The following is a 12,359-nucleotide window of genomic DNA, read 5'->3' as shown; positions in this document are numbered from 1 at the left end:
AGAGGGCGTTCCCATCAAAGGAACGCCCTCTGTGCATCAGCCTTCAGTTGAAAAAACGAGCGTTCGCCTGGACGCGGGATCGCGCAGGCACCGAGGCCTCGTGATCGAGCAAATGGGTGGCGAGTATGTCGCTCAGAAAACGGAACTGATCGTTGAGGCCGACCACTTCATTGCTGAAATGGTTGCTGGCGGCGGGCATCAGCAGATCGTCGAAATCTTCGTTGAACACCAGCGTCTGCGCCTTGCGCGGCACGACGTGCTGTTGGTAGTAGTTGCTGCCGAACACCGGGAAACTCACGGAGAGGGTGACTTGGGTGTGGATCATGGTGTGAACGCCTCGTTGTGTTTCGGATGAGTCAATCGTGCCTTTCATCATGGGAGGGCGGAAGGCAATCGTGGCGATGGTGGATATCGATGGTGGTGATGGTTGAGCATTTGCAGTGGGGCTGAGGGCGCCTTCGCGAGCAGGCCGGAACCTTCAGCATCGAAATCGACTGACCTGCCTATACTCAAACCTGCACCTCCCCAAGCCAAAGGACACCACCACCGTGAACCCACGCGCGCTGGTCGTCGCCGCACTGCTTTTGCTGGCCGGCTGCGCCTCCTCGGCTCGGGCGCCGGTGAGTGCGCCGCAGGCGGTGGTGGTGTCGGCGCAAACCTGGCAGCAGATCGACCGCGAGATCCTCAGCGCATCGCAGCAGGCCACCGAGCAGGTCAAGCTGTTCGCCCGTGGCTCGATGGAACATTGGCGCACTCGGGTCTATCAGCAAACTGAAGAAAATTTCATCCCCTGGTTCAGCAGCTACTGGACCCAGGAATGGCTGTCGATGAAGGTCAGTTGGTACACGATCAGCGCCGGCGGCGAGCAGGACGCTTCGGCGAAACGGCTGGCGGCGTATCTGCTTGAGCAATATCAGGAAAAAGTCCTCGCGCCGGTCGCCGTGGAGATCGATCCGGATGCGATCCTGGCGCAGGCCACGGCGTTCTATGCGCAGTTGATGGCGCAGCAGATGCCGCTCATCGCCCAGCGTCATGGTGTGCCGATTGCGCAGCTCAACGGGCGCTTGCAGAAGGTCCCGGCCATCGCCCTGGGACCGCCGCCGGCGCGGGATGCTTCGCTGTTCAAAGTCATCAGCACCGAGCCGCTCAACACCCTCCCGGCGTACGCCGCGCTGATCGACAAGATCCACACCGACGGCGGCGCCAAGGGCATCTCTTCCACCGAAGCAGCCATGGCCCCGGTGGCCAAGCGCGCCAGCCAACGCATCGAGGCAGAAATGGCCCCGCGCGGCGCCGCCAGTGCGGTGGCGGCAGCGGCGGGTAAACTCGCCGGGGCGATGATTTCGGTCGGCGTGGCCGGCATTCGCGCCATCATCCAGGCCAACGACCGCCCCGACAGCGAAGCGCTGATTCGCAGCAGCCTCGGCAATACCTTCGACAAAGCCTGGCAGAAGCTGCTGCAGAATCCGACCACGGGGGTGATGGCCGGCACGTTGCACATGGCCGGGCAGGTTGAAGGTAATTTGGGCGTGAATGAGCTAATGCCTATCGGTGTGAACGCTGTGCCATAGCGCCTGCACCTGCGAAGTTTTGTTGGCGGCGGTCGCGCCCGGATCAGAGCGGATGCTAGTCTTGCGCAACGCTGTTGTCAGGGAGCCCACATGGGCAATCACAAGATCGAGATTCGCCGCAGTAACGTCGAGAAAATCCTGCTGGCGGCGGAAAAGGTTTTCGCCGAAAAAGGCTTCGGCAGCACCGCCATGGCGGACATCGCTGCCGAAGTGCAGTTGCCGCGTTCCAATCTGCATTACTACTTCAGCACCAAGAGCGAGCTGTACAGCGCGGTGCTGTTCGATCTGCTGGAAGTGTGGAAGCAGGACGCGCTGTGCTTCGAGATGTTCGACGACCCGCGCGTGGTGCTGAGCAGTTACATCCGCGCCAAGATGAACCACTCACGCAGCCGGCCCTATGGCTCGAAAGTCTGGGCCAACGAGATCATCCACGGCGCGCCGACTCTGGGCGAGGCGCTGGATGCGAGCCTGTATGACTGGGCGAAGATGAAGGAAGCGAAGATTCGCCAGTGGGTCGAGGACAAGCGGATTCTGCCGGTGGAGCCCTCGGGTTTGCTGTACATGATCTGGGCGTCGACCCAGCACTACGCCGACTTTGATCATCAGGTGAACATTCTCAATGATCATCAGCCGTTGTCGGATATGCAGTTCGAGCGGGCGGTGCAGACAGTGACGGGGGTGATTTTGCGCGGGATCGGGCTGGAGCCTTGAAGAGCACCATCAAGGGCTTACCCTCACCCCAGCCCTCTCCCAGAGGGAGAGGGGGCCGACCGAGGTGTATTGAGAGGTACATCGACCTGAAAGACCGTGTCGATTATGGATTCACAACAACTCTTTCAGGTCGGCGAAGTTTGTCAGCATCCCCCAATCAGTCCCCTCTCCCTTGGGGAGAGGGCTAGGGTGAGGGGGTTTTTCAGACTGCAACGTGGTAGGGGTTGCGCGGATCATGATTCCAGTCCAGAAACGGCTTGCCCGTGTCCATCGGCACCATCTCGATGCAGTCGGCCACGGGGCAGGTGATCTGGCACAGGTTGCAGCCCACACATTCCTCATCGATCACTTCATATTTATGCGTACCGTCGGCCTGTTTCAGACTGCCGATCGCCTGGTGTGAGGTGTCTTCACAAGCGATGTGGCAACGCCCGCAACCAATGCACGCCTCCTGGTCGATCTTTGCGATGACCTGGTAGTTGATATCGAGGTACTTCCAATCCGTGGTGTTACCCACGGCGCGCCCGGAGAACTCGGCGATATTGGCGTAGCCCTGGCTGTCCATCCACCGCGACAGGCCGTCCTTCATCTCTTCGACAATGCGGAAACCATGCAGCATCGCCGCCGTGCACACCTGCACCGCGCCGCTGCCCAGCGCCATGAACTCCGCGGCGTCGCGCCAGCTGCCGATGCCGCCAATGCCGCAGATCGGCAAGCCTTGGGTCTGCGGGTCACGGGCAATTTCCGCGACCATGTTCAGCGCAATCGGCTTGACCGCCGAACCGCAATAGCCGCCGTGGGTGCTTTTGCTGCCGACGGTGGGCAGGGCGACCATATGGTCCAGGTCGACGCTGGTGATCGAGTTGATCGTGTTGATCAGCGACACCGCATCGGCGCCACCACGATGCGCCGCCCGGGCGGCGACGCGAATGTCGGTGATGTTCGGGGTGAGTTTGACGATCACCGGCAGCGAGCAGTACGTCTTGCACCAGCGCGTCACCTGTTCGACATATTCCGGCACCTGGCCGACCGCTGCGCCCATGCCGCGTTCGGGCATGCCGTGGGGGCAGCCGAAGTTCAGTTCGATGCCGTCGGCGCCAGTGGCCTCGACCAGCGGCAGGATGTGTTTCCACGACTCCTCGACACACGGCACCATCAGCGACACGATCAGCGCGCGATCCGGCCAATCCTTCTTCACTTGGGTGATTTCGCGCAGGTTGATTTCCAGCGAGCGGTCGGTGATCAGTTCGATGTTGTTGATGCCCAGCACTTCGCGATTGGCGCCGTAATGCGCCGAATAACGCGAGGAAACGTTGACCGCCGCCGGATCCTCACCCAGGGTTTTCCAGACCACGCCACCCCAGCCCGCTTCGAAGGCGCGGACCACGTTGTAGGCCTTGTCGGTGGGCGGCGCGGAAGCCAGCCAGAACGGGTTGGGCGCTTTGATACCGGCGAAGACTATCGAGAGATCGGCCATTTACGCAGCCTCCACGTTGAGCATCAGTTGAGCGTTGATCGCCTCGGCGGCGCGTTTGCCGTGCTGTACCGCTTGCACGGTGAGGTCCTGATCGAGGCTGGTGCAGTCGCCGCCGGCATACACACCGGGGACGCTGGTGCGCAGGTGTTCATCGACCTCGATGCGTTCGCCCTGACGCTTGAGTTCGCGCGCCAGCGGATCGCTGAGGGCGTTGTCATCGAAGCTCTGGCCGATGGCTTTGAAGATCGCATCGGCAGCCAGCTCGAAGGTTTCTCCGGTGGTTTGCAGACGCCCTTCAACCAGATCGGTGCGGGCGAAACGCATGCCGCGCACGCGGCCCTGATCATCGAGCAACACTTGCTCCGGCTGGGCCCAGGTCAGCAATCGCACCTGATTGGCTTTGGCGATGTCCTGCTCATGGTGGGTGGCGCCCATGTCTGCGGCACCACGGCGATACACCAGATTGACGTCGCGCGCGCCGAGGCGGGCCATTTGCACGGCCATGTCGATCGCGGTGTTGCCGGCGCCGAGAACGATGCAGCGTTCGGCCAAGGGCAGTTGCGTGAGGTCATCGGCCTGGCGCAGTTCGCGGATGTAATCGGTGGCGGCGAGCAGGCCCGGCGCGTCTTCGTGGGCCAGACCGAGTTGCTTGCTGGCATTCAGGCCGAGGCCGAGGAATACCGCGTCAAACTGTTGATGCAGTTCGCTGAGAGTAAGATTTGCACCGAGTTTCTGGCCGTGGCGGATTTCTATCCCGCCAATCTGCAGAAGGAAGTCCAGCTCCTTCTGCGCGTAATCGTCGACCAGTTTGTACTTGGCAATGCCGTACTCGTTAAGCCCGCCGGCCTTTTCCCGTGCTTCGAAAATCACCACATCATGCCCGTGCATTGCGCTGCGATGAGCGCAAGACAACCCGGCCGGCCCGGCGCCGACCACGGCGATACGTTTGCCTGTGGCCGGGGCGCGCTGGAACGGATGTTCGGCGAAATGTGCGTTGTCTACGGCATAACGTTGCAGCAGACCAATCAGCACGGGCGCGCATTCCTGCGCGTTGTTGCGCACGCAGGCTTGCTGGCAGAGGATTTCCGTCGGACAGACCCGCGCGCAACTGCCGCCGAGGATGTTTGCCGACAGGATTTTCTGCGCCGCGCCCTGGACGTTGTCCTGATGGATGTTGCGGATGAATGACGGGATGTCGATTTCGCTGGGGCATGCATTGACGCAAGGCGCGTCGTAGCAATACAGGCAGCGCGAGGCTTCCAGATGCGCCTGACGGGCATTGAGCGGCGGCGCCAGATCAGTGAAATGGCCGGCGAGGGCGGCCGCGCTTTCGTGCGGGTTGGGAAGGTGGTTCAGGGTCTCGATCACGGTTTATGGCCTCATGGCTAATTGAGGTGCTGCCTCTGGTGGGCAGTGGTTGATCGTTCCCACGCTCTGGGTGGGAATGCCTCAAGGGACGCTATGCGTTCCAATGGGACGCAGAGCGTCCCGGGCTGCATTCCCACGCAGAGCATGGGAACGATCACTAGGGGTCAGCGTTTAACGGCAGTCGGCTTGTGCAACTCCGCCCGCTTGCTCAACAGATCAAACACCGCCGGGTAGGCCGGCCGTTCGATGTAGCGTCCGGCGCCGCGTTCGGCGCGCAGGTCGCCATCGGCCCAGACCACGCGGCCCTGGCTGACGGTGTGGCTCGGCACGCCGCGCACGGTCTTGCCTTCGAAGATGTTGAAGTCCACCTGCTGATGGTGGGTCTTGGCGGAAATGGTCCGAGTGCCTTGCGGATCCCACAGCACCAGATCGGCATCGGCGCCCACGCGGATCGCACCTTTGCGTGGATAGAGATTGAAAATCTTCGCGGTGTTGGTAGAGGTCAGCGCAACGAAATCCTGCATCGACAATCGTCCGGAGTTGACGCCTTCATCCCACAACACCGCCATACGGTCTTCGATACCGGCGGTGCCGTTGGGGATCTTGCTGAAGTCGTCGCGGCCGGCGGCTTTCTGCTCGGCGCAGAAGCAGCAGTGGTCGGTGGCGGTGGTGTGCAGATTGCCGTTCTGCAGCCCGTGCCACAGCGCCTCCTGATGGCCGCGCGGACGGAACGGCGGGCTCATCACGTAGCCGGCGGCGGTCTGCCAGTCCGGGTGTTGATAGACGCTGTCGTCAAGCAGCAAGTGCCCGGCCAGCACCTCACCGTAAACCGGCTGGCCCTTGCTGCGGGCATAGGTGATTTCGTCCAGAGCTTCCTTGGTGGAAACGTGCACCAGGTACAACGGCGTTCCGATGGTTTCGGCGATACGGATCGCCCGGCTCGCGGCTTCACCTTCGACCTGCGAAGGCCGTGACAGCGGATGCGCTTCCGGCCCGGTAATGCCCTGAGCCATCAGCTTGCGTTGCAGGTGATAGACCAGCTCGCCATTTTCCGCGTGCACGGTCGGCACCGCACCGAGTTCCAGACAGCGCTCGAAACTCGCCACCAGAGTGTCGTCGGCGGCCATGATCGCGTTCTTGTAGGCCATGAAATGCTTGAAGCTGTTGATGCCGTGGTGGCTGACCAGCTCGGCCATTTCCTCGCGCACCTGCTCGCTCCACCAAGTGATCGCGACGTGGAAGCCATAGTCCGACGCGGACTTTTGCGCCCAGCCGCGCCACTGATGAAACGCGTCCATCAGCGATTGCTGCGGATTGGGAATGACGAAGTCGATGATCGAGGTAGTGCCGCCGGCCAGACCGGCAGCGGTGCCGCTGTAGAAATCCTCGCTGGCAACGGTGCCCATGAACGGCAGTTGCATATGCGTATGCGGATCGATGCCGCCGGGCATCAGGTACTGGCCACTGCCGTCGAGCATTTCTGCGCCGGCGGGAATGTCGAGGTTTTCACCAATGGCTTTGATCACGCCGTCAGCGCAATAGACGTCGGCGCGGTAACTTTCATCATGGGTAACAACGGTGGCGCCACGGATCAACAGAGACATTCCGGATTCCTCGCAGGCATGACCGACTTGTGCCGGTTCTAAATGTTTTATTGAGGTACAGCGGCGAAGTTCGTATTCCTGTCATCGCTGTCAGGAATAGAAACTAGTCGCGATTTCAAGAATGATCAAGAATATTTTTTATAAGCTTATAGCTGTTTCAAGCTATTGATAAATAAATATAAAAACGATAAATCACCAAAATGGTGAGGCCGTTCACCATTTTGACGCACTTGACAGGATGGAAATATGAGCAAGATTTCCTATGTGAAATCAGCCGCTTGAAGTTGTGCTGCGGTTGCGGGTTCACCGACAAAAATAAATGCAGTGCACCAGTTTGAGTCCTGACACTTCGGACAACTTGCCCGACGTTTAGCCTGAGCGTTCAGACAAGTTTTCCCGGACTCATCGAATATTCAATTAAAACTGATAAATATCAGAAAGTTGCAAAGCATCCAGTGCACCGCCCAAGCGTTAAGCGCGAGAACCGGCACGTTTATTGATGCCGCCGCTGACACCATGGCCGGTGCATGAAAGTTGTCAGTTCCTCCGGCCATCGTCCGGCTGGCGTCGTATGCGCCAGCCGCCTGATGAGCAAAAAATAATCAGAAGAACAGTGGAGCGGCCATGCAACAGACCAGATCACAAGTGACCGAGCGCGACGGCTTGTACGAGCTCGAAGCCGGCAGCGACGTCCTCGACAGTCCCCGTTACAACCACGACATGGCACCGACCAAGGTGCGCGAACGCACTTGGAACAAATGGCACATCACCGCGCTGTGGGTCGGCATGTCGATTTGCGTGCCGACCTACACTCTCGGCGGCGTGCTCACCGCTTATTTCGGCTTGAGCGTCGGCGAAGCGCTGTTGGCGATTCTGTTTGCCAACGTCATCGTGTTGATTCCACTGACCCTCAATGCTTTCCCCGGCACCAAGTACGGCATTCCGTTTCCGGTGCTGCTGCGCTCGTCGTTCGGCATTCTCGGTTCCAACGTGCCGTGCCTGATCCGCGCGTTGGTGGCGTGTGGCTGGTTCGGCATCCAGACCATGTTCGGCGGACTGGCGATTCACCTGTTTCTCGGCTCGGTGTTCGAGGGCTGGAAATCCCTCGGCGGCACCGGCGAGGTGATCGGTTTCATGGTGTTCTGGGCGCTGAATCTGTGGGTGGTGATTCGCGGTGCCGAGTCGATCAAATGGCTGGAAACCTTGTCGGCGCCGTTGCTGGTGGCGGTGGGCATTGGCCTGCTGGTGTGGGCGATGCCCAATGTGTCGATGACTGAGTTGCTGGCGATCCCGCCCAAGCGTCCGGAAGGCGCCAGCGTGGTGAGTTACTTCGCGGCAGGGCTGACGGCAATGGTCGGGTTCTGGGCCACGCTGTCGCTGAACATTCCCGACTTCAGTCGCTACGCCAAGAGCCAGAAGGATCAGATCCTCGGGCAGATTTTCGGCCTGCCGCTGACCATGTTCCTCTTCGCCGCGCTGGGCGTGGTGATGACCGCCGCATCGGTGAAAATGGTCGGCGTCACCGTGTCCGACCCGGTCACGCTGATCGGCCATATCCAGAGCCCAGTGTGGGTCGCTGTGGCCATGGCGCTGATCATCGTTGCCACACTGTCGACCAACACCGCCGCCAATATCGTCTCGCCAACCAATGACTTCCAGAACATCGCACCGAAGGTGATCAACCGCACCAAAGCGGTGTTGCTCACCGGTCTGGTCGGGCTGGTGCTGATGGGCCATGAACTGCTGAAAAAGCTTGGCCTGATCGTTTCCGACATCAGCCTGGAAACCGTGTATTCGAACTGGCTGCTGGGCTACTCAAGCCTGCTCGGGCCGATCGCCGGGATCATGGTGGTGGATTATTTCCTGATCAAGAAACAGCGACTGGACCTCGCCGGGCTGTACCGCGATGACGTGTATCCGGCTTGGAACTGGGCGGGTTTTCTCGCCTTTGGCGTGCCGGTGGCGCTGACCTTGCTGTCGCTGGGCAGCGACGCGTTCAGCTGGTTCTACAGCTATGGCTGGTTCACCGGCTCGGCGTTGGGCGGAGTGATTTATTACGGGTTGTGTGTAATGCGGGCGCAGCCTTCTGCCGTGAAAACAGCGGTGTAACACATGATCGTTCCCACGCTCTGCGTGGGAATGCAGCCCGGGACGCTCTGCGTCCCAACAGCGGACGCAGAGCGTCCATGGATGAATGCCCACGCAGAGCATGGGCACTATCGGCATCAGCATTGAGGAGATCCCCATGAACGCAGCCGTAGACGTTCTGCAGTCCACCCATCAGCACATCAACCGCGATCGCCTCTGGGCCTCGCTCATGGAACTGGCGAAACTCGGCGCCACGGTAAAGGGCGGGGTCTGTCGCCTGGCCCTGACCGACCTTGACCGCCAGGCCCGCGACCTGTTCGTGCAGTGGTGCAAGGACGCCGGTTGCAGCGTCACGGTCGATGCCGTCGGCAACATTTTCGCCCGCCGCGCCGGGCGCAACCCGAACCTGCCGCCAGTGATGACCGGCAGCCACATCGACACTCAGCCCACCGGTGGCAAGTTTGACGGTTGCTTCGGTGTGCTCGCCGGCGTCGAAGTGCTGCGTACCCTCAACGACCTCGGCGTGGAAACCGAAGCGCCGCTGGAAGTGGTGGTCTGGAGTAACGAAGAGGGCTCACGCTTCGCCCCGTGCATGATGGGCTCCGGGGTCTTCGCCGAGAAATTCACCCTCGAAGAAACCCTCGCCAAGGTCGATGCCGACGGCGTCACCGTTGGGGAGGCGCTGAACGCCATCGGCTACGCCGGTCCGCGCCAGGTCAGCGGGCACGCGGTCGGCGCGTATTTCGAAGCGCACATCGAGCAAGGCCCGATCCTCGAGGACGAAGAGAAAACCATCGGTGTGGTACTCGGCGCGCTCGGGCAAAAGTGGTTCGACCTGAAATTGCGCGGCGTCGAAGCCCACGCCGGCCCGACGCCGATGCACCTGCGCAAGGATGCCCTGGTCGGCGCCTCGGTGATCGTCGGCGCCGTCAACCGCGCCGCCCTCGGCCATCAGCCCCACGCCTGCGGCACGGTCGGCTGCCTGCAAGCCTATCCCGGCTCGCGCAACGTGATCCCCGGCGAAGTGCGCATGACCCTCGACTTCCGGCATCTGGAGCCGGCGCGGCTGGATTCGATGATTGCCGAAGTGAAACAAGTCATCGATGCGACCTGCGAAGAGCACGGCCTCACCTATGAACTGACCCCGACCGCCGACTTCCCGCCGCTGTACTTCGAAAAGGGCTGTGTAGAGGCGGTGCGCGGTGCCGCGAAAGGACTGGGTCTGTCGCACATGGACATTGTCAGTGGCGCCGGGCATGACGCGATCTTCCTCGCTGAGTTAGGCCCGGCGGGAATGATCTTTGTGCCATGCGAGGGTGGGATCAGCCACAACGAAATCGAGAATGCCGCACCGGATGATCTCGCGGCAGGGTGTGCGGTGTTACTAAGGGCGATGCTCGCGGCTTCGGCGATGGTGGCGGACAGCGAGCGTGCCGCCTAAGGTAAACACACCCAGTAAACCTGTGGGAGCGAGCCTGCTCGCGAATGCGCCGGGTCAGTCACCGAATGGCCTGTCTGACCCAGCGCTTTCGCGAGCAGGCTCGCTCCCACAGGGGATTTCTGGCGATTTTGAGGCCGTGGCACGATCCCGAACCGCTGCGGTCGTACTCTTCACCTAGCCGCATCACAGTGTGGAGATCCAATGAGCCAGGAAGTCCTGACCACCGAAACCAACCGTCGCCAGTTGCAGCAGATCATCGCCGGGCTGTCGGACGGGGTGATTCTGCTGGAACTCGACAAAAGCATTCTCTGGGCCAACGAAGCGGCGCTGACCATGCACGGTGTCAGCACCATCGGTGATCTGGGCAGCAACGCCGACGAGTATGCCAAACGCTTCACGCTGCGCTATCGCAACAATCATGTCTTGCCACCGGAGAGTTACCCGATCAGCCGCGTCGCGCGCTGCGAGGCGTTCAATGATGTGCTGATTGAAGTTTCGTCCGTGGACGACCCGGAGCGGGTCTGGGTGCACAGCGTGCGCAGCATGGTGCTGACCGACCGCGTCGGCCAGCCCGAGTCGCTGGTGCTGATCATGAGCGACGTCACCGATTGGGCCAACGCCGAGCTGCGCTTCGAAAAAACCTTCAACGCCAACCCCGCGCCGGCAGTGATTTGTCGTCTCAGCGATTTGCGTTACATCAAGGTCAACCCGGGCTTTCTGGAAATGACCGGCTATACCCGCGATCAGGTGATCGGCACCTCGGCGTATGAAATCGATATTTTCGAACAGGCCGATCAGCGCGATCTGGCCGTTCAGCGCTTGCGCGATGTCGCGACCATTCCGCAGATGCAGGCGGAACTGCGCCTCCCGGACGGTGGCAGTAAACAGGTGATCGTTGCCGGTCAGCCGCTGCTGCTCAATGACGAGAATTGCATGCTGTTCTCCTTCGTCGACATGGAGCCCCGGCGCCGGGTCGAAGTGGCCTTGCGTCAGAGCGAGGAGCGCTTTGCCAAGGCTTTTCGTCTGACTCCGGTACCGATTCTGATCTGCACCGCTGACAAGCAGGAGGTCATCGACGTCAATCAGGCATTTCTCGATACCCTCGCCTATGACAGCGATGACGTACTCGGGAAAACCGTGACGCAGTTGAGCTTCATCCACGATGACGGGGCGCGCACCCGGTTATTGTCGGCGTTGGCGAAGAACGGTCGGGTCGATCGGGTAGATGTGCCGGTGCGCAAGAAGGACGAGGAGTTGCTGGAATGTGCGGTCTCGGCCGACACCGTGAACATTCACGACACGTCCTGCTATTTGCTGGTGCTGATGGACATGACCGAGCGCAAGCGCACTGAACTTGAGCTGGTCGCGGCGATTGAAGAGGTGATGAAGGATGCGTCGTGGTTCAGCCGGACGCTGATCGAAAAGCTGGCCAACGTGAAGAAGATCAACTCGCCGCAGCTGCCAAGTGCCTCTTTCACTGACCTGACGGCCCGTGAGCGCGATGTGCTGGGCTTGATCTGTGAAGGACTGGCGGACAAAGAGATCGCCGCGCGGTTGAAACTGGCGCCCAATACCGTGCGCAATCATGTTGCCACTGTGTACTCGAAAATCGATGTGCATAGCCGCAGCGAGGCGATCGTCTGGGCTCGCGAGCGCGGTTTGTTTTCGGGAGAGTGGGGCACCAAGGGCCAGCGTTGAGGGGTGCAAATGCACTAGTTACAAGGGTGCAAATTCATGTATTGGCCAAGGCGTTGTGTTCTTAGGCTGGTGGGGTGCGGTGTAGACCATTTCGGGTTTGCGATCGTGCCCCTTTTGAAACAGTCATAGGAACAACGTCAATGATGAATCTTGCGCAGTTGCGCGCTCGGCTCGAGCACAGTTTTGCGCCGCTGGCTTGTGAGTGTTCGGTGGATGGTGATCATTCGCTGACGGTCAAGTTGTATCACCGGGATTCGGGGCAGGTGGATCTGGTGATCAGCGGGCTGGATCTGGCTTCGCTGCGTACGCCTGGGGCGGTCGAGGCGTTGGTGGATGAGTTGCGGTATGAGCTTGAGAGCAATTCCTTGCGTTCTTCGCGGGATCCGGATTTGGCTTAAGCG

10 protein-coding genes are annotated in these 12,359 nt (G+C 60.7%); 6 read left to right on the top strand and 4 right to left on the bottom strand.

Features of this window, described 5'->3' with window-relative positions; genetic code table 11:
- Positions 1–43 precede the first annotated feature (43 nt).
- The gene (locus OC605_RS26435; protein ID WP_041480860.1) at positions 44–325 is read right to left on the bottom strand and encodes a hypothetical protein; all 282 of its coding nucleotides are present in this window, start codon (positions 323–325) and stop codon (positions 44–46) included.
- A 223-nt stretch (positions 326–548) separates the two neighbouring features.
- Here OC605_RS26435 and OC605_RS26430 point away from each other — a divergent pair, with 223 nt between their 5' ends.
- Positions 549–1,571, top strand: coding sequence for a hypothetical protein (locus OC605_RS26430; protein ID WP_262140329.1), 1,023 nt, complete (start codon positions 549–551; stop codon positions 1,569–1,571).
- Positions 1,572–1,661: 90 nt separating this feature from the next.
- Positions 1,662–2,282: a TetR/AcrR family transcriptional regulator gene (locus OC605_RS26425; RefSeq protein ID WP_024013291.1), complete on the top strand. Its 621-nt coding sequence runs from the start codon at positions 1,662–1,664 to the stop codon at positions 2,280–2,282.
- A 202-nt stretch (positions 2,283–2,484) separates the two neighbouring features.
- Here the strand turns inward: OC605_RS26425 and preA are convergent, their stop codons facing one another.
- From preA to hydA, 3 genes are all read right to left on the bottom strand, one after another.
- Positions 2,485–3,759, bottom strand: coding sequence for an NAD-dependent dihydropyrimidine dehydrogenase subunit PreA (gene preA, locus OC605_RS26420; protein WP_071172797.1), 1,275 nt, complete (start codon positions 3,757–3,759; stop codon positions 2,485–2,487).
- On the bottom strand, positions 3,760–5,127 hold the full coding sequence (locus OC605_RS26415) for an NAD(P)-dependent oxidoreductase (protein ID WP_262140328.1): 1,368 nt from the start codon (positions 5,125–5,127) through the stop codon (positions 3,760–3,762).
- Positions 5,128–5,291: 164 nt separating this feature from the next.
- Positions 5,292–6,731: a dihydropyrimidinase gene (gene hydA / locus OC605_RS26410; protein ID WP_262140327.1), complete on the bottom strand. Its 1,440-nt coding sequence runs from the start codon at positions 6,729–6,731 to the stop codon at positions 5,292–5,294.
- Positions 6,732–7,355: 624 nt separating this feature from the next.
- On the opposite strand from hydA, the gene OC605_RS26405 reads away from it, so the two are divergent.
- The 4 genes from OC605_RS26405 (at position 7,356) to OC605_RS26390 (ending at position 12,356) form a co-directional block, all read left to right on the top strand.
- On the top strand, positions 7,356–8,840 hold the full coding sequence (locus OC605_RS26405) for an NCS1 family nucleobase:cation symporter-1 (protein ID WP_125926938.1): 1,485 nt from the start codon (positions 7,356–7,358) through the stop codon (positions 8,838–8,840).
- 136 nt (positions 8,841–8,976) lie between these two features.
- Positions 8,977–10,260: a Zn-dependent hydrolase gene (locus tag OC605_RS26400; protein WP_262140326.1), complete on the top strand. Its 1,284-nt coding sequence runs from the start codon at positions 8,977–8,979 to the stop codon at positions 10,258–10,260.
- A gap of 201 nt (positions 10,261–10,461) precedes the next feature.
- On the top strand, positions 10,462–11,958 hold the full coding sequence (locus OC605_RS26395) for a helix-turn-helix transcriptional regulator (RefSeq protein WP_262140324.1): 1,497 nt from the start codon (positions 10,462–10,464) through the stop codon (positions 11,956–11,958).
- A 140-nt stretch (positions 11,959–12,098) separates the two neighbouring features.
- Positions 12,099–12,356, top strand: coding sequence for a DUF1652 domain-containing protein (locus tag OC605_RS26390; RefSeq protein ID WP_024013284.1), 258 nt, complete (start codon positions 12,099–12,101; stop codon positions 12,354–12,356).
- The last annotated feature ends 3 nt before the right edge of the window (positions 12,357–12,359 follow it).

The sequence above is a fragment of the Pseudomonas sp. Marseille-Q5117 genome (genome assembly GCF_946901175.1).
Taxonomy (GTDB): Bacteria; Pseudomonadota; Gammaproteobacteria; order Pseudomonadales; family Pseudomonadaceae; genus Aquipseudomonas; species Aquipseudomonas iranensis.
This window is presented reverse-complemented; position numbering and strand designations above follow the sequence as displayed.

Coding starts and splice junctions, on each gene's coding strand:
- OC605_RS26435 (WP_041480860.1), bottom strand. CDS start 325: ATGATCCACACCCAAGTCACCCTCTCCGTGAGTTTCCCGGTGTTCGGC.
- OC605_RS26425 (WP_024013291.1), top strand. CDS start 1,662: ATGGGCAATCACAAGATCGAGATTCGCCGCAGTAACGTCGAGAAAATC.
- OC605_RS26405 (WP_125926938.1), top strand. CDS start 7,356: ATGCAACAGACCAGATCACAAGTGACCGAGCGCGACGGCTTGTACGAG.
- OC605_RS26395 (WP_262140324.1), top strand. CDS start 10,462: ATGAGCCAGGAAGTCCTGACCACCGAAACCAACCGTCGCCAGTTGCAG.
- preA (WP_071172797.1), bottom strand. CDS start 3,759: ATGGCCGATCTCTCGATAGTCTTCGCCGGTATCAAAGCGCCCAACCCG.
- hydA (WP_262140327.1), bottom strand. CDS start 6,731: ATGTCTCTGTTGATCCGTGGCGCCACCGTTGTTACCCATGATGAAAGT.
- OC605_RS26400 (WP_262140326.1), top strand. CDS start 8,977: ATGAACGCAGCCGTAGACGTTCTGCAGTCCACCCATCAGCACATCAAC.
- OC605_RS26390 (WP_024013284.1), top strand. CDS start 12,099: ATGATGAATCTTGCGCAGTTGCGCGCTCGGCTCGAGCACAGTTTTGCG.